Source organism: Campylobacter concisus (assembly GCF_003048445.1).
GTDB classification, from domain to species: Bacteria; Campylobacterota; Campylobacteria; order Campylobacterales; family Campylobacteraceae; genus Campylobacter_A; species Campylobacter_A concisus_BF.
The window spans coordinates 15,028-34,762 of the sequence record NZ_PIQW01000012.1 but is presented as its reverse complement, the minus strand read 5'-3'; the positions used below and the strand labels follow the sequence as shown (position 1 = coordinate 34,762).

The 19,735-nt window shown below is 39.7% G+C and carries 20 protein-coding genes; 11 read left to right on the top strand and 9 right to left on the bottom strand.

Features of this window, described 5'->3' with window-relative positions; all coding sequences use genetic code 11:
- Window positions 1-25: 25 nt before the first annotated feature.
- The 3 genes from holA to CVT14_RS08195 are packed head-to-tail and all read right to left on the bottom strand — an operon-like array spanning window position 26 to window position 3,751.
- Complete coding sequence (holA, locus tag CVT14_RS08205) at window positions 26-1,024, bottom strand: DNA polymerase III subunit delta (RefSeq protein ID WP_021089760.1); 999 nt, start codon at window positions 1,022-1,024, stop codon at window positions 26-28.
- On the bottom strand, window positions 1,017-2,936 hold the full coding sequence (locus CVT14_RS08200) for an RNB domain-containing ribonuclease (protein WP_021089720.1): 1,920 nt from the start codon (window positions 2,934-2,936) through the stop codon (window positions 1,017-1,019). Before CVT14_RS08200 ends, holA begins: the two co-directional genes overlap by 8 nt.
- Entirely contained in the window at window positions 2,933-3,751 is an 819-nt protein-coding gene (locus CVT14_RS08195) for an HDOD domain-containing protein (protein ID WP_012140069.1), read from the bottom strand. Before CVT14_RS08195 ends, CVT14_RS08200 begins: the two co-directional genes overlap by 4 nt.
- A gap of 147 nt (window positions 3,752-3,898) precedes the next feature.
- Between CVT14_RS08195 and ilvC the strand changes: the two genes are divergently transcribed.
- Genes ilvC through ruvX form a run of 4 tightly spaced genes read left to right on the top strand, consistent with a single transcriptional unit; the run spans window position 3,899 to window position 7,520 of the window.
- On the top strand, window positions 3,899-4,921 hold the full coding sequence (gene ilvC, locus CVT14_RS08190) for a ketol-acid reductoisomerase (RefSeq protein ID WP_107850096.1): 1,023 nt from the start codon (window positions 3,899-3,901) through the stop codon (window positions 4,919-4,921).
- A gap of 3 nt (window positions 4,922-4,924) precedes the next feature.
- Window positions 4,925-6,373, top strand: coding sequence for a divergent polysaccharide deacetylase family protein (locus CVT14_RS08185; protein WP_107850095.1), 1,449 nt, complete (start codon window positions 4,925-4,927; stop codon window positions 6,371-6,373).
- Window positions 6,370-7,140, top strand: coding sequence for a DNA-processing protein DprA (locus CVT14_RS08180; protein ID WP_107850094.1), 771 nt, complete (start codon window positions 6,370-6,372; stop codon window positions 7,138-7,140). The genes CVT14_RS08185 and CVT14_RS08180 overlap by 4 nt, the downstream gene beginning before the upstream one ends.
- Window positions 7,137-7,520 carry a Holliday junction resolvase RuvX gene (ruvX, locus tag CVT14_RS08175; protein WP_004317765.1) on the top strand — a complete coding sequence of 128 codons (384 nt, stop codon included), beginning with the start codon at window positions 7,137-7,139 and terminating at the stop codon, window positions 7,518-7,520. The genes CVT14_RS08180 and ruvX overlap by 4 nt, the downstream gene beginning before the upstream one ends.
- Here the strand turns inward: ruvX and CVT14_RS08170 are convergent.
- The 6 genes from CVT14_RS08170 to CVT14_RS08140 all read right to left on the bottom strand — a co-directional run bounded on the left by CVT14_RS08170 (window position 7,515) and on the right by CVT14_RS08140 (window position 12,546).
- The gene (locus tag CVT14_RS08170; protein ID WP_021089729.1) at window positions 7,515-8,309 is read right to left on the bottom strand and encodes a hypothetical protein; all 795 of its coding nucleotides are present in this window, start codon (window positions 8,307-8,309) and stop codon (window positions 7,515-7,517) included. The two genes, ruvX and CVT14_RS08170, sit on opposite strands and share 6 nt — an antisense overlap.
- Complete coding sequence (gene queA / locus CVT14_RS08165; protein ID WP_199907333.1) at window positions 8,306-9,328, bottom strand: tRNA preQ1(34) S-adenosylmethionine ribosyltransferase-isomerase QueA; 1,023 nt, start codon at window positions 9,326-9,328, stop codon at window positions 8,306-8,308. The genes CVT14_RS08170 and queA overlap by 4 nt, the downstream gene beginning before the upstream one ends.
- Window positions 9,321-10,094, bottom strand: a complete 774-nt coding sequence (tatC, locus tag CVT14_RS08160; RefSeq protein ID WP_021089728.1) for a twin-arginine translocase subunit TatC — start codon at window positions 10,092-10,094, stop codon at window positions 9,321-9,323. The genes queA and tatC overlap by 8 nt, the downstream gene beginning before the upstream one ends.
- Window positions 10,094-10,492, bottom strand: a complete 399-nt coding sequence (gene tatB / locus CVT14_RS08155) for a Sec-independent protein translocase protein TatB (protein WP_035170139.1) — start codon at window positions 10,490-10,492, stop codon at window positions 10,094-10,096. Before tatB ends, tatC begins: the two co-directional genes overlap by 1 nt.
- 67 nt (window positions 10,493-10,559) lie before the next feature.
- Window positions 10,560-11,606 (bottom strand): radical SAM family heme chaperone HemW, encoded by a 1,047-nt coding sequence (gene hemW / locus CVT14_RS08145; RefSeq protein WP_021089751.1) that lies wholly within the window; start codon window positions 11,604-11,606, stop codon window positions 10,560-10,562.
- 55 nt (window positions 11,607-11,661) lie between these two features.
- Entirely contained in the window at window positions 11,662-12,546 is an 885-nt protein-coding gene (locus CVT14_RS08140) for a helix-turn-helix domain-containing protein (RefSeq protein ID WP_107850093.1), read from the bottom strand.
- Window positions 12,547-12,653: 107 nt separating this feature from the next.
- Here CVT14_RS08140 and CVT14_RS08135 point away from each other — a divergent pair, with 107 nt between their 5' ends.
- From CVT14_RS08135 to folP, 7 genes are all read left to right on the top strand, one after another.
- Entirely contained in the window at window positions 12,654-14,612 is a 1,959-nt protein-coding gene (locus CVT14_RS08135; RefSeq protein ID WP_021089739.1) for a TonB-dependent receptor domain-containing protein, read from the top strand.
- 1 nt (window position 14,613) lies between these two features.
- Window positions 14,614-15,705 carry a PepSY-associated TM helix domain-containing protein gene (locus CVT14_RS08130; protein WP_021089746.1) on the top strand — a complete coding sequence of 364 codons (1,092 nt, stop codon included), beginning with the start codon at window positions 14,614-14,616 and terminating at the stop codon, window positions 15,703-15,705.
- 64 nt (window positions 15,706-15,769) lie between these two features.
- The gene (locus CVT14_RS08125) at window positions 15,770-16,234 is read left to right on the top strand and encodes an RNA pyrophosphohydrolase (RefSeq protein ID WP_012140061.1); all 465 of its coding nucleotides are present in this window, start codon (window positions 15,770-15,772) and stop codon (window positions 16,232-16,234) included.
- A complete protein-coding gene (locus CVT14_RS08120) occupies window positions 16,234-17,433 on the top strand; it encodes an aspartate kinase (RefSeq protein ID WP_103646560.1) in 1,200 nt (399 codons plus the stop codon). The genes CVT14_RS08125 and CVT14_RS08120 overlap by 1 nt, the downstream gene beginning before the upstream one ends.
- Window positions 17,433-17,972, top strand: coding sequence for a HobA family DNA replication regulator (locus CVT14_RS08115; protein WP_009294158.1), 540 nt, complete (start codon window positions 17,433-17,435; stop codon window positions 17,970-17,972). Before CVT14_RS08120 ends, CVT14_RS08115 begins: the two co-directional genes overlap by 1 nt.
- Window positions 17,973-18,593: a DNA polymerase III subunit delta' gene (locus CVT14_RS08110; protein WP_107850092.1), complete on the top strand. Its 621-nt coding sequence runs from the start codon at window positions 17,973-17,975 to the stop codon at window positions 18,591-18,593.
- Window positions 18,590-19,729, top strand: coding sequence for a dihydropteroate synthase (gene folP, locus CVT14_RS08105; protein WP_107850091.1), 1,140 nt, complete (start codon window positions 18,590-18,592; stop codon window positions 19,727-19,729). Before CVT14_RS08110 ends, folP begins: the two co-directional genes overlap by 4 nt.
- The last annotated feature ends 6 nt before the right edge of the window (window positions 19,730-19,735 follow it).

Below are 19,735 nucleotides of genomic sequence, written 5' to 3'. Positions count from 1 at the left end.
AGCAAGGGTGGATTTTAGCTTAAATTTACTTAATATTTGCTGTTGATATGAAGTGCTGCAGATTTAAAATGGTCGATAAAATGAAAATTTCTTTATCCATTTTTGTATTTGTTTTTAGCTCTAGCTCGGCTAAATTTAGCGTTTTAAATATCTCCAAATAGGCATTTAAACTTAGCTTTAAGCTATTTGCTTTTAGTAAATTTGCCACATTTACAGGCGGCTGATAGCCGATCGCTTCGTCTAAATTTAAGCGGCCATTTATCTTGATGTAAGAGTAAATTTTAAACAGCCTAAAAAACGCTTTATAAAGTGAGTTTAGAAGTAAAATTTCATTAAAATTTGGATCTTCTAGGTAGGTAAAAAAGTCGTTTTTTATATCTTTTAGAGCCATAAATTTATTGAAAAAGTCATCAAAATTTATCCCGCCAAGTCCAAAAACCAGCCTTTTTACATCGTCTTGTTCGATGTGGGTGTTTAGGCTCTTTAGTTTTGTCAGCTCGCTTGCTGCAAGGTATAAATTTTCATTATGTGTAAAATAAAGCTCATAAAGTGCGTTTTTGGTTATGTTTAAGCCTATTTTAGCCGAGCTTTTGGCTAGTAAATTTATCGCTTCATCTGGGTTTGAGGGCTTGAAAAATCTAGCAAAATTTTCCCCAAAAGCCTTTTGCGTATCAAAAACTAGCTTCATATCGGCCTCATAAAGCTCAAACAAAAAGTAGTTGTCATGGCTCTTTGAGCAAAGCGAGATGAGCTCTTTTAGCTCTTTTGCTGGGATCTTTTTGTCGCTTTTTACATAGAGGATATTTTTGCCGCCAAAAAGCGACTGCTCGCTTAGGTGAGAGCTTGCTTGCGCGTAGTTATACTCGTCAAAATAAAGGCTTAATAAATTTGCATCTTCGCTTGTATAAAAGCTCAAGATTTCCTTGCCAAAAAGCTCGATCTGAAACTCGTCCGCCCCAAAAAGCAAGAAGTAGTTGCTTAAATTTGCATTTGCTAAATTTAGCTCCAAATCTTTTCTATACATCGATCTTTCTTACCACTTTTGCAAAAATTTTAGCACTTGCGATGTCGGCCTCTGTGATCTTTACGACAAGCTTTTGAAGTAAATTTGCACTGTATCCAGTGATGAAAATCCTAGCTCCAACAAAGTAATCATCAAGCTTGCCAACCAAGACATTTTGGTTTTCGCTCACGTAGCAACGCACCTCTTTGCCGATATTTGCAGCTGCCCAGCGTGCAAATTTCCTATCCATAAAGTCGTAGGCCACCTTGTCGGCCTCTCTTTCAAGCTCGCTTAAGGTTGCACAGGTGCTTTGGATGTTTAAAAGTAAGAAGTTGTAAAGCTTATCATCTTTTGAAATTTTAGCCTTTAAAAGTCTGTGTAAAATAAGGTCAGAATAGCGTCTAATAGGGCTTGTAAAGTGCGTATATCTATCAAATCCAAGCCCAAAGTGGCCCAAATTTTCGCTTGAGTATTCAGCCTTTTTTTGAGACTTGATGATGAGCTTATCTATCTCTTCGCGGTTGCCTAGTTCATCGGCCTTTGCTTGGATCTTTCTTATTAAATTTGCAAGGTCGCTCTCGTAGGTAAAGTCAAGCCCCAAAAGCTGCAGGTCCTCAAGCAAGGTATCTATCTTTTTAAAATCAGGCGAAGCGTGGTTTCTAAAAACGCCCTTTGTGATGAGCTTTGCAGCAGCCTTATTTGCTAAAAGCATGCAGTCCTCAACAAGTCTATGTGAATCAGAGTCGCTTTCAAACCTAGTTTGCGAAATTTGACCCTCTTCATCAAGGCTCATTCTAAGCTCTTTTGTCCTGAAGTCAAACGCGTGCAAAAGCCTTTTTTTGCGAAGTTTTGTGGTGAGTTTAAAAAGTGGCTTGATCCATGAAATTTCACACTCTCTTTTGCCTTCTAAAATTTCATCGATCTCGTCGTAGTTAAAGCGCCTTTTTGAAAGGATGATCGCTTCAAAAAGCTCTTCTTTTTTTACCTCGTTGTTTGCATCGAGTGAAATTTTAAAACAAAATGCAAGGCGCGGCACATCTGGCTTTAGCGAGCAGATATTTTCACTAAGCGCGCGCGGTAACATCGGCACTGAGATGTGCGGAAAGTAGATAGAAAAGCCTCTTTTTTTAGCCTCGCTATCAATGGCGCTATACGCGGTCACATACTCGCTTACATCGGCGATTGCTACGTAAATTTCGCGCTTTTTCTCATCAAAATATATGGCATCGTCAAAGTCTTTGGCATCGACTGGATCGATCGTGCAAAACTCTAAATTTCTTAGATCAACCCTGTTTGGATACATGCTGGCATCGACTTCATCGCCAAATGCCTTTGCCTCAAGCTCGCATGCTTCGCTAAATTTATCATTTTTATTATAAATAGCAAGCGAAATTTTCTCATCGCTTAACGGATCTTCTAAATTTCCTAAAACCTCGACTATTTCGTTGTTTAGGTTGTTTATCTTTAGTAGCGTCCCAAGCGGGAGCATCTTTAGGCTTTTTTGAGTTGCCTTTAGGGTTGTGCTTAGCCCTGTTTTTAAATTTACCCCTAAAATGGCCGTCCCAAAGCGTTTTGTATAGACCACGCTTGTCTCATTTGCAAGCTTTAGGCTCATCACTATCTTAGCGCTTTGGCGTTTTTTCTTAAGCGGCAAAAGCTTTGCTAGCACAATATCGCCAAGGTGAGAGTTGTTTAAATTTTTATTTTCGACGATGATATCTTGCTTGAAGCGCTTGTCAAATGGCATGATAAAGCCAGTTGCGTTTTGGCTGATGTCTAGCTTGCCGCAGACATAGCCGTTGTTTAGGTAAAATTTATCTTTATGTAAGCTTACGGCACCAAGGTTTAGGAGATTACGTAAGACCTCTTTATCTTCGTTTGATATCTCTTTTTCTTTGATGCCAACGAGAAGTGATGTTAAAAATTCTTTCACAAATTGTCTTTGACTTTGCTAACAGCCATTAAAAATGTATCTCTCTCAAAGCCATATTCGTTTATAAGAAGCGTTGCGTTATTTACGCTCACGTCATCAAGCTGGTTAAAGATATTAACCGCTGTTTTTACTACTTTTAGCGCTCTTGCGTACTCTTTTATATGATCAGGTGCCTCTTCTGGAGTGTTTGAGTAGAGGATAGAATTTCCAAGCTCGATCTCTAAATTCCACTGCTCAAAAATTTTAGCTGTGACCTCTTCGTTTGTGATGTCCAAAATTTCTGACTCTAAAAGCGCAAGATCATAGGTAGATGAGATTTGTTTTAACTTTGTTTTAAACTCAGCAACTTGGTTGTTTTCTGTGAGCTCATGTGCTAAAACGATCTTGCCAACTTCAAGCATAAATGAAGCAGGAGAGAGAATTTCTAGATTTTTAGGTTTTATCTTTGAGTACCAGTGATACATCAAAGCATTTTGCATGATTGAGATATTTAAAAAATCTTGTGCGGTAATGTCGTATGGCTCTAAATTTATAGAAAAGGTCTTTTTAATAGCACTTGATAGCGCAAAACCGCGGATAGTAGCCATGCCAAAAAGTGAAATGGCTCTTGCGATAGTTGTGATCTCTTGAGAAAAACCGTAAAGTGGTGAGTTTGCTGAACGCAAGATATTTGCTGTTAGCATAGGGTCTTTCTCGACCACTTTTGTGAGGTCATTTATCGAGCTATTTTCGTCAGCATGTAGGCGCTGGATCTGTATGACAGTGTCGTCTAGTGGCGGAAGCGCTTTGATTTTTTTAAAGATTGATTCATTCATGTAAAGTGACTCTTTTGGTTAAAAATTTTTTCACATTATAGCAAAAAGCTGCAGCATAAAACTTAAAGATACTTTTTTGCTCTTTTTCAGCAACGTTTTTGTTGCTAAAATGTATAATTTCGCCAAATCTTAATAATAGGAGAAACAATGGCTATAAATGTTTATTATGATAAAGACTGCGATTTAAGCCTTATTCAGAGTAGAAAAGTAGCAATCATCGGCTTTGGCTCACAAGGTCACGCACACGCTGAAAATTTAAGAGATAATGGTGTAAGTGTCGTAATCGGTCTTGCAAAAGGCGGTAAAAGCTGGGCAAAAGCTGAGGCAAAGGGCTTTGAAGTAAAAACTGTAAGTGAAGCTACAAAAGGCGCTGATGTAGTTATGATCCTAACACCAGACGAGCTTCAAGCTGAAATTTATAAAAATGAGATCGAGCCAAATTTGAAAGATCATGCTGCTATCGCATTTGGACATGGATTTAACGTGCATTTTGGACAGATCAAAGCTCCAGCAAACATAGATGTCATCATGATCGCTCCAAAAGCTCCAGGACACACAGTTAGAAGTGAATTTGTAAAAGGTGGCGGCATACCTGATCTTATCGCTGTTGAGCAAAATGCAAGTGGAAAGGCTAAAGAGATCGCTCTAAGCTATGCTTGCGGCATAGGTGGCGGTAGAACTGGCATCATTGAGACAACATTTAAAGATGAAACTGAAACAGATTTATTTGGTGAGCAAGCTGTGCTTTGCGGTGGTCTTTGCGCGCTTGTAAATGCTGGCTTTGATACACTTGTAGAGGCTGGATATGAGCCTGAGATGGCGTATTTTGAGTGCTTACACGAGCTAAAACTAATCGTTGATCTAATGTATCAAGGTGGCATGGCTGATATGCGCTACTCTATCTCAAACACAGCTGAATACGGCGACTACGTAAGCGGCGTAAGAGTAGTTGGCGAAGAGAGCAGAAAAGCTATGAAAGAAGTTTTAAAAGAAATTCAAAATGGTAAATTTGCAAAAGACTTCATCCTAGAGAGAAAAGCAGGATATGTTAGAATGAACGCTGAACGCGGTATAGCCGAGAGAAGCTTGCTAAATAAAACTGGTAAAAAACTTCGCGCAATGATGCCTTGGATAACTAACGGCAAACTTATAGATCAAAGCAAAAACTAAGCCTTGAGCGAAAAAAAGACTACAAAGAAGCGTCCTGCAAAAAAGAGTGCAGGTCGCTCTCATAATAAAATTTTCCTTGGTATCGGTGTTATCGCTGCTATTTTGATAGTGGCACTCATCGCAGCTCTTAGCATCAAAAACAAAGATGTTGAGCAGATAAGTAAAGTAAATGAGCCAAAGAGCGAGAAGCAAATTTCAAAAAAAGCTGAGCAAAAAGTTGCTAGCAAAGATAAAAAACAAGAGTACGAGAAGAGAAAATACCCTCTAAAATTTGATGAAGATGAAAATTTAAGTAAAATTTTTACCGACCCTAAACATAAAAGTGAGCTTGCTCTAAAGCCAAAAACTGAGCCAAAAGAGCAAAAAAAGATAACTCCTGAGATAAAACCTGAAGTAAAAGAAGAAACTAAAAAAGAAGAGCCAAAAAAAGAGCAAAACGATACGAAAAATCTACTTGCAAATTTATATAAAAATATGCAAAGTAGCGTAGATGCAAGCTCTGAAGCAAAGAGTGAAGAAAAGCCTGGGCAAAAGGTCGAGCAGGTTATCGAGCCATTTTACGCAGGCAAAAATGAGGCAAAAACAGAGACAAAGATAGAGCAAAACAAAAGCGCTGAAGCAAATTTAAGCATAAAAGAAAATTTAAAGCATAGTGAAATTTTAAAACCAGAACCTACTAAAAAAAGCGGGATTGAGCCTAGTAAAAAAGATAAAAAGCAAATTTACAGCGAAAAACCGCAAAAAGAGAGTGCGAAAAAAGATGACTTTGCAGTTGTGCCATTTACTCCAAATAGCAGCGTAAAAGGGCGTGCTAAGCTGGTGCTAATAATCGATGATGTGGCGACATTTGAGCACGCTAGCATGGTAAAGTCAATCGGTCTAAAGATAACGCCGTCCATTTTCCCAGCGACAAAAACCCACCCAGATACGCCAAATATCGCTAGAACGTTTGAGTTTTATATGATACATCTGCCGATGCAGGCAAAGCACTTTGATAGCCCAGAGATAGGCACTCTCACAGTAAATGAGAGCTTTGAGAGCATGCTTGAGAAGATAAAAAAGATACGAAGAGACTTCCCGCGCGCAAAATATACAAACAACCACACAGGATCGCGTTTCACGAGTGATTATGACGCGATGGACAAGGCTTATAGAGCGCTGATAGAGCAGGGTTTTATCTTCGTTGATAGCAAAACTATCGCACAAACTGCGGTGGCAAGGGCCGCTAAAAAGTATAATCAGCCTTACATTTCAAGAGATATATTTTTAGATGATGATCCATCTGCCGCAGCTGTCAGACGTGAGCTTGTAGCTGCTGTAAATTTAGCCAAAAAAAGAGGCTACGCGATCGCCATCGGACATCCAAAGAAAAATACGATCGCAGTGATAAAAGCTAGCAAAAACAACATCTTAAAAGATGTAGAAGTTGTTTATCTAAAAGATATTTTATGAAGCTTGAAATCATCCCTGAGGTGCTAAATAGGCTAAAAAATCCCCCAAAAGAGCTAAATTTCATAGGCGACACTTCGCTTCTTAGCATGCCAAAAGTAGCAGTCGTTGGCTCAAGAAAGGCAAGTGTCTATACAAAAGAGTGTGTCACAGCGCTTTGTGCAGCGCTAAAAAATGCAAATGTCTGCGTGGTGAGTGGTGGGGCTATCGGTGTGGATATCACGGCGCACAAGGCTGCTATGCCACGAACTATCGGCGTTTTTGCAAATGGACTTGACATCATCTATCCAGCACAAAACAAAGCAGCGATAAGAGAAATTTATGAAAAAGGCTTGGCTCTAAGTGAGTATGACGAGGGCGAGCCGCCGATTGCGTATAGATTTTTAGAGAGAAACCGCATAGTTGTGGGGCTTGCACAAGCTCTGGTTGTCGCACAAGCTGATCTAAGAAGTGGCTCGATGCAAAGTGCGAGGCTTGCAAATGAGCTTAAAATCCCTCTCTTTGTCCTGCCGCAGCGCATAAATGAGAGTAGTGGGACAAATGCCTTGCTGGCTAGCAAAAAGGCCGAACTTATCGATGATTACGTTAAATTTGCCTCACTTTTTGGCGAGGTAAAAGAGCAAGAAAAAGCTGATGATGAGATCTTGAAATTTTGCAAAAATGGCGTTAGCCTTGATGAAGCATTGGCTAAATTTGGCGAGATCATCTATGAGTACGAGCTTGACGGGCTAGTTGAAATTTCAAATTTAAGAGTAAAAAGCGCGCTATGAGAGAGAAATTTATGGCGATCGATGTTGGACTAAAGCGCATAGGGCTTGCTTTTGGCTTTGGTGAGGTCGTGACGCCCCTTGAGCCAGTTCTTAGAAAAAATAGAAATCAAGCCGCAAGAGACGTAAGCCAAAAAGTAAATGAATACGCTCCAAATACGCTAGTAGTGGGCGTGCCAATCGGTGGCAGTAGCGAGGATGAGATGAGAAGGCGCATAGAGCACTTCGTATCGCTTCTTGATGTGCAGGCTAATATCGTCTATCAAGATGAAGCCTTTAGCAGCAGCGAGGCAAGTGAAATTTATACAAACACAAAGCGAGATGGCAGGCTTGATAGCGTCTCAGCCACTATCATATTGAAGAGATACCTAAAAATTTTATAAATTTCTAGCCACCACCCCTAAAGTCTCGTGCAAGCTATCGCTAGTAAATGGCTGTCTAAGCGTAGTCATCTTCTCGTTTTTGATGCTTTTGGCTTCATCCTTGCTGATGATGACGATGTAAAAATTCTTAAGCTTTTGATAAGTCAGCATCTCATTAAGCCTTGCTTTGTCGCTTAGATACTCCTTTTGCACGAAGATGATGTCTGGCTTAAAAATGGCATCTTTTATGTGTAAATTTAAACTCTCAAAGCTCTTTTGTTTGCTAAGCTTCAGCCCTGTAAAGCTTAGCTCATGACTGAGCGTTAAAAATAAATTTTCATCATCGCAAGCTATTATAGCATTTTTGCCTAAGAGGCTTGCTATCTCGACGCTTTGTCTTTTAAATGTCCCGCTTTTTGGCAGCGGCACGCTTATGCTTATATTAAAGCCGTCCTCTGCTTTGCTCATCTTGGCATTTAGCTCTTTTAGTAGCTCGCCAGCTTCTTTTACTAGTCTCTCATTTGGCTTTTGCGGGCATGAAGTGCATTTTATATGTATGTCAAAATGCACTAAACTTAGGCTGTAGCTTACTAGAGTAAAGGAGATCAGTAGTTTTGAGCTGCTTACGTCATTTAGGTAAAATTTGCTTAAATTTTTGATCGCGCCTATTAGCTTGTGTGCTTCAAAGCTTAGATAGCGTGGGTAGTTCGGGTTGTAGTTAAAGACGATGGCGTTGTTTCTAGCTGTTGCGTCCTTAAAAAGTGCCTCTAAAAAAAGCTCCATTTGTGCTACAAAATCGACGTTTTTCATATCACAAGCATCCCATCGCCATAAGAGTAAAATCTATACTTTTCGCTAACTGCCGTTTCGTAAATCCTCATCGTCTCTTCAAGCCCTATGAAGCTAGTAACTAGCATGATCAACGTTGATTTTGGCAGGTGAAAATTTGTTAAAAGGTAGTTTTGCCTGATCGGTCTATTATTTAGGTTTAAAAATAGCTTGCAAAAGCCGCTTGGCTGCTTGCTTCTAGCAAACTCTTCAACGCATCTAGTAACCGTCGTGCCAACGCCAAGTATGGGCTTATTTGAGTTTGTGATCTCTTGGGCTTTTTCGCTTAGCTCATAAAACTCAGAGTGCATTTTGTGGTCATTTATGTTTTGGCACTCCACGCCTTTAAATGTCCCAGCGCCCACGTGAAGCGTGATGTAGGCGACCTCGTGCTTTGCCTTTATTCTCTCTAGCATCTGCTCGCTAAAGTGCAGACTGGCTGTCGGAGCTGCGACTGCGCCACTATTTTTAGCAAATATACTTTGATACCAGCTCTCATCGTCTTTTGTATCAGCCCTTTTTATATATGGAGGGAGTGGGACATGACCGATCTTTTCAAGCTCGCTAAAAAGTCGCGCCGTATCTAAAATGACGCCATCTTTGGTGAAATTTACCACCCTTGAGCCATCATCATTTAGCTCAAGCACATTTACCTTTGTGCTATCAGCGAAATTTAAAACGCTACCAACACTTACTTTGCCTCTTATATAGACGCTAAATTTATTATCGCCAACTGGCTGATTTAGCATCACTTCGCAGGCTCCGCCACTTTGTTTATTTCCTAAAATGCGCGCTTTAACTACCTTTGTATTGTTAAAAATGACTGCCGCGTCCTCTGGGATGAGGCTGGCTAGATCTTTAAATTTATAGTGCTTTATCTCTTTTGTTTTTTTAAGATAAACGAGCAGTCTCGCCTCTTCTTTGGGTAAAACTGGCTCTTTTGCGATGAGCTCGTTAGGCAAAAAGTAGTCGTAGCTTGAGATGTCGTTTATATCACTCATCGTCGCTATCGGCGTCAATTTGCTCTTTGACGTCCTCTTTTTTCTCATCTTCGTCTTCATCGCTTTTGCCAGCTCTTTTGGCTACGATGATAGAAATTCCATAAAGTCCGATGAGTGGCAGTGCCATTAAAATTTGACTTATAACATCTGGCGGTGTGACGATGGCTGCGAAGATGAAGATGACGACTACTGCGTATCTGAAGTAGTCTTTTAGCATCTTGTCATCGACAAGGCCGATCTTTGCTAAGAAAAATGTAATGACTGGCAGCTCAAATGAAATTCCAAAGCCGATCAGTAGTTTCGTGAAAAAGCCCACGTACTCGCCTATGCTCGGCAGTGCCGTAAAGAGCTGACCGCCAAAATTTACCAAAAATGTAAAGCCAAGCGGAATGACCACGTAGTAGCAAAACGCCGCCCCGCACGCAAACATAAATGAAGCAGAGAGGACAAATGGGATCACATATTTTTTTTCATTGTCATAAAGTCCAGGTGCGACAAATAGCCAAAACTGCCAAAAAATGATAGGCAAAGCAAGCACCAAACCAGCAAAAAAGGCGACCTTCATCGCAGTGAAAAATGGCTCTTGGATCTGTGTAAAGATGATGTTTGAGCCAGCTGGCAAGACCTGCTTTAGCGGCTCGCTCATCCATGCAAGCAGTGGATTCCAAAATGTAAAACAGATGCCAAAACAGACAAAAACGCTTACTATGCTTATAAAAAGCCTCTTTCTAAGTTCGATCAAATGGGGTCTTAGCTCTTCAAACATCACGCCTCTTTTTTATCGTTTAAGATCGCATCTTTAACTAAATTTGTTGGATTTTGTATATTTTCTACCGTTTTTTTGGTGTCGCTTACGACGTTTTGAATGCTCTCAGTGACGTCGTTTGTGCTTTTCTTGATCTCGTCAAGCTCTTCAAAAGTGAGTTTTTTACGCACGTTTTGAGCGCTTTGGGTTATGCTCTCTTTATATTTTTGAGCGTCTTCTTTGAGCTCGGCTATCTTCATCTCTTGATCAAAAGTTGATTTTGCGTCGTTTATGCCTTTTTTAAACATCTTTAGAAATTTGGCGATCTGCACCATAGCGCTTGGCAGCTTGTCAGGGCCCAAAACTAGCACAGCGATCACGGCGATGACCAAGATCTCAGAAAAACTCATTCCAAACATTTTTGCCTCTGTTAAATTTTATTTAAGCTTTGTATTTTATCTTGACTTTGCTCAAATTTTTATAAATTTAGCCCTCGATAAAGAGTGCGATCTCGTCGCTTAACAAGAAATTTGGGTTGTAAAATTTGCCATTTTTAAAGAGCAGTTTTTCATTTTCTACAAGCAAATTTGCTCTTTTTTTCTGAGCTTCATTTAAGCGTCCAGCCTCTACGCCTACGACGCTTCTAAGCCCTAAAAATATATGCTCTCTTGCTAGCTCGCTTAGGCTTAAAATTTCTCTTTCTCTATGCGTTGGCTGCGCGATGTAGGCATCTATGCTGTTTTTGGCGTAGTATCTGGTGTCATCCACAAAACCCACGCTAAAAGCCCCCACGCCAAGGTAGTTTTTGCCATGCCAGTAGCCAAGATTGTGCTTGCAAATTTCTCCAAAATTTGAAATTTCATACTGCCTAAAGCCAGCCCTCTGGATCTGCTCTATCATAAATTTAGCCAAAGTGTCGCTATCCTTTTTATAGCTTTTTTTGCCAGCAAATGGGGTGTTTTCTTCAAGTGTGAGCGAGTAGGCGCTTAGATGTGTGATAGCAAGGCTTTTTAGATTTTCAACCTCAGCCAAAAGGCGCTTTTTGGTATCAAATTTAGTGTCATAGATGAGGTCTAAATTTATGCTCTTAAAGCCAGCTGCATGGGCATTTTCAACTGCTTTAAAAATTTGCTCCCTGCTGTGGATGCGTCCTAGAAATTTAAGCTTATCTTCAAAAAAGCTTTGAGCGCCAAAGCTTATGCGGTTTGCACCTAAATTTTTTACATGCTTTAGCCAGGCTAAATTTGCAGAATTTGGATTTGCTTCAAGTGTGATCTCGGTTTTAGGCGTGCAAAGTGGAGCCAAAATGCTAAAAATTTCATCATAAAATTTGGCATTTACCGCGCTTGGTGTGCCGCCACCAAAAAAAATAGTAGAAATTTCTTTTACATTTTGGCTTTTTAGCTGGAAATTTAGATCAAGGCAAAGCGCTTTAAAATATGCGCTAACCTTCTTAAATTCGTCATCGCTTGAGCCAAAGGCGCAGTATGGACACTTGCTCTCGCAAAATGGCACGTGGATATAAACTTGCAAATTTCTCTCTTTTTTAAATTTTGGCGATTATAAGAAATTTGGCATTTAGCGCAGTTTAAAAGTAGCTTTTTTGCCTTATTAGCTCGCTTGGTAAAAAGCCAAAAGTGCCTTTAAAAATTTTTGCAAAGTGCGCTGCATTTGTGTAGCCAACGATGCTGGCAGCCTCTTTTATGCTGATATCATTTTGCTTCAAAAGGGCAAATGCAATTTTTAGCCGCTCTTTTGCTAAAAGCTGATAGATCGTATCTTTGAAAAAGAGTTTAAAATTTTTCTTAAGCCAAAAGTCATTAGTGCCGCAAAGGTGCGCTAACTCCTTGATACTTTGGGGATTTTGCATGCGAGTAAGCAAAATTTTCTTAGCCTTTAAAAGCACTTTTTCTTCGTCGCTACTAAAGCAAATTTTCTCATCTTTTAAAGCTTTGCTCTTATAGATAAGCTCTAAAATTTTTGACTCTATAAAGATCTCTCTCATCATACCATCATATAAATTTGTCGTCTCAAGCTCGTTTAAAACGCAAATTTGAGCCTTATCTTTTTTGTATTTTATAAGATCAAATTTCTCTTCAAGCCTAAGCTCGCTAAAAATTTCAAGCTTATTTGCGTAGTTTTCTTCAAAAAGCAAGGTTTTGGTTTTATAAAATTTATTTTGATATTCAAAAACGCCTTTTAAGCTATCATTTACTAGCCCTATGCAAAACTCATCCCTGCTTAAAAGATACTCTTTTTTATCAAGCTTGAAGCAAAGATTATCTTTTGCTTCGTTAAACATCAAAAAAAGATATTTTTTATCTCCATCGCTCTCTCTTTTGATGGTTTCGTTGCATAAAATCTCGCTTTTTAGGTAGCTGATGCCATTATTTTGTTTGAAAAATTCTACATTTATCCGCTTGTTGTTTTGTGAGATTTTACTTATGCCATATCTTTTATCTAAATTTATCATTTTATCCCTTGAGCGTTAAATTTAATCCCTCTAGCGTTATATCTGATATTGATAACGATTATTTAATTTTAGTAAAATGTGATTTAAATTTTAATAAGGAGTTTTTTGTGAAAAGTCTATTAAAAATTTCTATTTGTGCGGCAGTTTTTATAAATTTACCGCTTTTTGCAAATGAAGATAAGCTCTTGCCAGAGGTTAAAGTAGTGAGTGCAACTGGCTTTGAGCAAAATATAAAAGACGCCCCTGCAACGCTTAGCGTCATCACTCAAGATGCGCTAGAAAAGAGAAATCACAAGGACGTTGAGAGTATGGTAAAAGACGTGCCAAGTCTTTTTGGAGCCACACTTGGTGCAGCAAATAGACGAGGCATCTCCATAAGGGGTCTTTCGCAAAGATATACTAAGATCTTAGTAAATGGCATACCAGTGCCAGGAGATAACGCTTATAAGGGGCTAAGAAGCGTTGGAGGCTCATATAGCTTCATCCCGCCAGCAAGTGCGATAAGCCGCATCGAAGTGATACGCGGCCCTATGAGCTCGCTTTATGGCAGTGACGCACTGGGTGGCGTGATAAACATCATAACAGATGAGTTTAGCAACGACTTTCATGCAAATCTTGGCTCAAGCTATAAATTTGCTAGAAATAAAAATATAAGCGGCGAGTTTTACAACAGCCTCTATTTGCACTCTGGGCTAATAGACGATATTTTAAGCATCTCAGTTTATGGCAAAAATTTAAACAAGTCAGAGGATAAAATCTCATATGCAAACAGAGAGCAAAAAGATAGAAATTTTGGCACGAAGCTCTTTTTTAGACCAAATGAAAACAACGACATCACGCTTGAGCTTGCAAGAAGCGATGTGAAGTATAAAAGAAGCAAGGGTAAAACTTTAGCCTCTGGCACAAATAATAGCTCAGTCGATCTTGAGCGCATAAAAGGTGATATGATAAATTTAAGCCACGAAGCAAGGCTTGATGATATCTTGCTTCAAAGCTACCTCTCTTACGGCAAGATAAAAGAGATCGCACAACAAAATTTAACGCTAAAAACACTAAATTTTGACACAAAAGGCTCATATTTTACCGATAATAACGCCTTTACTTTAGGGCTGAATGCTAAAAAAGAGAAGCTTGATGAAAAGGCAACCACCGCAGATGCTGCAAATGTAAAAAGATATGACGTTTCGCTTTACGGAGAGGATGACTATCACCTTACAAAAGACTTCATCTTAAGCGCTGGAGTTCGTTACAACTACGATGAGAACTATGGCTCGCACGTTTCGCCAAGAGTTTATGGTATCTATAACTTAAATGACTTTTTTGCCCTAAAAGGCGGAGTTAGCACAGGATACGCGACACCTGACATCAAGCAACGCACGCAAGATCTTGCTATGCCGTTTGCTGGAGGGCTTGGAGCACAGCTTGGCAGAAGTGACCTTAAGCCAGAGACAAGCGTGAGCTATGAATTTGGCGGCGTTTATAATGACAATGAAGGCTTTGAAGCGTCACTAACTGGCTTTTACACAAGCTTTAAAGATATGCTAGGCACCAAGCTCATCTGCACTCCAAGATCTGGCAACCCTTGCACGCATAAAGGCAAAATTTATCGCCGTGGGATTTGGGAGAGTGTAAATGTCGGCAAGGCTGAAATTTACGGAGTTGAACTAACAAATGAGTGGCAGGTTACAAACGCTCTTAGGCTAAATCAAAGCTATGTTTATACAAGATCAAAGCAAAAAGATGGAGCCGAGATCGGCAAAAGTTTAAACAACTACCCGCTTCATACATTTAAATTTGGAGCGAACTACGAGCTAAACAGATGGCTAAATTTCTGGTCTCAGATAAATTATTATGGTAGGACTAAAAACTCATTTAGCTATGCTGATGACATCAGACCTTACGTGATCGCTGATCTTGGCATAAACTACAACGTAACTAAAAATTTCAGTCTAAATCTAAGCGTTTATAACCTCTTTAATGAGTACTTTACGACAAGATCAGGCAGATACGACATCTTGATAGCTGACGGACAAAAGATCGAACTTGGTTTTAATCTAAAGTTTTAAAATGATAAAAATTTTGAAAAAATTTCATCTTATCTTGGCTTTCATCTTTGCCTTGCCGCTTCTTGTGCTTAGCATTAGTGGGGCGATCATCTCGTATCACGATGAGATAATTGATATCTTTAGCAAAGATGAGGTTGTGGCTGGCAAAAAGCCTTTAGAGATAGATGAAATTTTAAAAATTTTTAGCAAAAGCGAGCCAAATTTTAATCTTAGCTACCTAAAGATAAGAGCAGAGGCAAACAAAGCTTACGTCATAAGCGGAACTAATGAAAATGGCGAGTTTGAGTCGTTTTTTGTTGATCCTTACACTGGAGAAATTTCTGGCATTAACAGCGCGGAGAAATTTATAGGGCTGGTTTTAAATCTGCATAAAAACTTAGCCCTTTCTCTTTTTAAAAATGAAAATTTGAGTAAATTTGCAAGCGAGCTGGTCGCACTCTCTACGCTTGTGCTGCTTTTTATCTTGATAAGCGGGGCGGTGATATATTTTTGGAGGTTTAGAAGCAGGGTAGGGAAGGCTTTTAAGCTAAATTTAAAAGCAAAGAAATTTGCGTTTTTGTATTCGCTACACGGCTTTTTAGGTATCTATCTTGGCGCTGTTTTAAGCGTGATTTGCATTAGTGGGCTTTACTTTTCTTATGAGAGCTTTGCTAAGGTTATAAATCAAATTTATGGCGAAGAGAGGGTCTTTAAAAAGCCAAATTTTACAAACAAAAATGGCTTTAGCTTAAGCGATGAGCAAAAGGTGGCAAACCTTAAAAAAGCTTATGAAATTTTCATCTCTAAATTTGGAGACGAGTTTGATGCTTTAAATTTTATAGCAAATAGCGGCGGCGTCAAATTTATGCTCTTTTACCTGCCAAAGGGAGCTAATGAGAGAGATGGCGTTAGGCTTTTAGTAGATACTAAAAGCGAGCAAATTTCAAAAAATGCCATGCCAAAGTCATTTGAAATTTATAAATTTATGCTTGATCTGCACGCTGGATATATCTTTGGTGAGCTTGGTAAATTTATATTTTGCCTAGCATCGTGCGGTGTGGTTTTGCTGTTTTTTAGCGGAGGTGTGATTTATTACAAACGGCGTAAAAACTAACTCTTATTTATCTATCTCTTAACTCTTTTTCGTTATCATCTCAAATAAATTTTTTGGAAAAAACATGCAAAAAAAATATAGACCAAATGTAGCAGCTGTCATTTTGTCTAGCTCTTACCCTTTTAAATGCGAAATTTTAGTCGCAAAAAGGGTTGATATGGACGATATCTGGCAGTTTCCTCAAGGTGGCATAGATGAAGGCGAAAGTCCAAAACAAGCGCTAAAAAGGGAGCTCAAAGAGGAGATCGGAACTGATAAATTTGACTTCTTGGAAGAGTATCCTGACTGGCTTAGCTACGACTTTCCAGCAAATGCGTCAAAGAGATTTTATCCATATGATGGGCAGACGCAAAAGTACTTTTTAGTTAGGCTTAAAAATGGTGCGAGCATAAATTTAAAGACCGAGCATCCAGAGTTTAGCGAGTATAAATTTGTAGATATTAACAAGGCTTTAGAGGGGATAAATCACTTCAAAAAGCCTATTTATGACAAAGTTTTGAGTTATTTTAAAGAGAAAGGATATTTTTGATGTTAATCGTTCAAAAATTTGGCGGAACTAGCGTAGGCACGCTTGAGCGCATCGAAGCTGTGGCAAATAGGGTCATCGAGACTAAAAACAGCGGCGCTGACGTGGTTGTGGTAGTTTCTGCGATGAGTGGAGTTACAAATCAATTGGTTGAATATAGTGAGTATTTCTCAAAGCACCCAGACGGCGTTGCTACTGATATGCTTTTAAGCTCTGGAGAGCAAGTAACCACCGCACTTTTGACGATTGCACTTAATGCAAAAGGCTATGCGTGCGTAGGACTAACTGGCGCAATGGCTGGGATAATAACAGATGAAATTCACACAAAAGCTAGGATAGAAAAGATAGACACCACTAGGCTAAAAGCTGAGCTAAAAGCTGGCAGGATCGTAGTCGTAGCAGGCTTTCAAGGCATAGACGACAAAGGCGATATCACCACTCTTGGTAGGGGCGGAAGCGACCTTAGTGCGGTTGCATTAGCAGGGGCGCTTGAAGCTGATCTGTGTGAAATTTTTACCGACGTTGATGGCGTTTATACGACCGATCCAAGGATAGAGAAAAAGGCAAAAAAACTAGAGCAAATAAGCTACGATGAGATGCTGGAGCTTGCCTCTGCTGGTGCAAAGGTACTGCAAAATCGCTCAGTCGAGCTAGCAAAAAAACTAAATGTCAAACTAATCACAAGAAGCAGTTTTAACCACAACGAAGGTACATTAATAGCAAAGGAAGATAATATGGAAGCGGTTTTAGTAAGCGGTATAGCACTAGATAAAAATCAAGCAAGAGTAACTTTAAGAGGCGTAGTCGATAAGCCTGGCATCGCAGCTGAAATTTTCACAGCTCTAGCTCATCAAAATATAAATGTAGATATGATCATCCAAAACGTAGGACACGACGGCACGACAAATTTAGGCTTTACAGTGCCACAAAACGAGCTTGACCTAGCAAAAGAGACTATGCAAAAGCTCTCAGCTGCAAAACATGTCGAGTATGACGATGCGATCGTGAAAGTCTCAGTCATCGGCGTAGGTATGAAGAGCCACAGCGGCGTAGCATGTCTAGCATTTGAGACACTTGCAAAAGAGGGGATAAACATCCAGATGATCTCAACAAGTGAGATAAAAATTTCAATGATCGTCGATCAAAAATATGGCGAGCTCGCGGTTCGCGTACTTCACGATGCGTATAAGTTAGATAAATAATGCAAGATTTTATCCAATGGACGCTTGAGACTATAAGAAGCGAAAGATATATGAGCTGGATGGAGGAAAAGCGCGTCGAATGGACGCCTTTGCTCGCATCTAGGCTTAAATTTTTACTTGATAGCAAGGCTTTTATAGTCATCTGCGACGATGAGCGAGAGTGGTTTGAAAACTATCTTTTAAGAAATATCAACCGCACAAAAAGCGAGCGTCCGTTTTTGCCATTTTTTAGTCTAAGATCGCTCTATCCAGCCTTTGATAGCATCGAGACAAACGAGCAAAAGCAGCTTTTAAAAGATATGCTAAGTCTTGCCTTTCCAAATGGCTACATCTTTTTTTACATCGGTAAGAGCATAGACAAGCGCGCAAATTTAGCTAAGACTGATGAAAACAGCTATATGTGGCTCTTTGACGAGCAGGCGCAAAACAGCTTCACGCTAAGCTCGAGCGATGAAAACTTAGACATCAAACTTCTAAATTTATATAAACTTTTCGACAAGAGCATAGACGCCGTGCTCTTTGCAAAGGTGATGCTCTAAATGCTTAATAAAATCGTCATAACAAGCGATTTTGAAAATTTAAAAGCCAAGCTTGAAGTCGAGTTTGGCATAAATAATCTAAGATTTTTTATAAGCGATGATTTTTTACTAGAAAATGCAAAAGAGGTCATCGCAGAAGCCTACATCGCCGAAAAAGATGAGAAAATTTTAGTCATCGAAGCAAAATCTTTTCGCACCGAGGCTCAAAACGCACTTTTAAAGATCATCGAAGAGCCCCCAAGAAATATCAAATTTATAATAGTAACGCAGAGTAAAAATTTACTTCTACCAACGATAAGATCGAGGATGCTCATAGAAAATAAGCTTACCAAAAAGCCAAAAATGAGTGTGGAGCTAAATTTAAAATCGCTCAGCCTAAAAGAGCTAACAAGCTTTATCGATCAAAAAATAGCAGAGGAGCAGGCGCAAAAATTTGGCAAAAACGAGCTAAAAGAGCTTGTCGGAGCCATCGTGACAAAGGCGGTTGATAGCGGGTATAAATTTAGCGGCGAGGAGATGGAATATTTTTTCTCACTCATAAAGCTTGCCGATCTAAACGCCAAGTCTCACGCCGTTTTGACGCCACTCTTGCTTACTATCTTTGAGAAAGGACGACGTTGAAATTTTATAAGATAAATAACAAAAGCGACTTTGATCAAATTTGCAAGGCCGTCTCGCCAAGTCCGGCTGGCGCGAAGCTCATGCGCGAAAAGAGCGAGATAAATTTTATCTTCATTGACGAGATAAAGACCCCAGCGGCAAATATCCTAAAGCAAGACGCCCTAAGTGTCGGTGCCGAGCTGGTGACACATAGTGATACGATCTTGGGTAAGCAGAGCCTAAACAAAGCCTTGCTAATGGCGACAAACGCGCAGCTTAAACAGCTAGCTAAAAAAGAGAAGCTACAAGACTTTGGGCTTAAAAAGCTCGCCACCTTTTTAGAGACTAAATTTACAAAGCCGGCAAAGCCTCTTATAATGGGCGTTGCAAATATAAATTCGGATAGTTTTAACGAGCAAAGCCGCATAAATACGCAAAATGGCATAGCTAAAATAGAAGCGATGATAGAAGCAGGTGCTGACTACATCGACCTTGGCGGCGTTAGCTCAAGGCCAGGGAGCGAGTATTGCGGACGCGAGGAGGAGTTTGGGCGCATAAAAGATATCATTGAAGAAATTTATAGGCTAAATTTACATGAAAAGGCAAAATTTAGCCTTGATAGCTTTGATCCTTATTGCTTAGAATTTGCGCTAAATCACGGCTTTAAGATGATAAATGATATCACGGCAAATGCAAATTTAGCCTCGCTTGCTGCAAGATACGATGCCCAGTTTTGCATGATGCATATGCAAGGAGACCCAGCTACCATGCAGATTGCGCCAAAATACAACGACTTAATCGGTGAAATTTCAGACTTTTTTGAGCAAAAGATTGTCCTAGCTAGGGAGCTTGGCGCTAAAAAGATAGTGCTTGATGTGGGTATCGGCTTTGGCAAGACGGCTGAGCAAAATTTACTGCTTATTAAGCATTTGGAGCATTTTTTGAAATTTGGCTGTCCGCTGCTAGTCGGTGCTAGTCGCAAATCAGTCATAAATCACTACTATAAAAGCGAGGTTAAGGACCGCTTGCCAGGCTCGCTTTATCTGCATTTAAAAGCCTTCGAAAACGGCGCGCAGATCATTCGCACACACGATGTGGCCGAGCACAAGCAGCTTTTTAATATGCACGAGGCGATGAGCCAAGCCACGCTTTGGTAGGGCGCT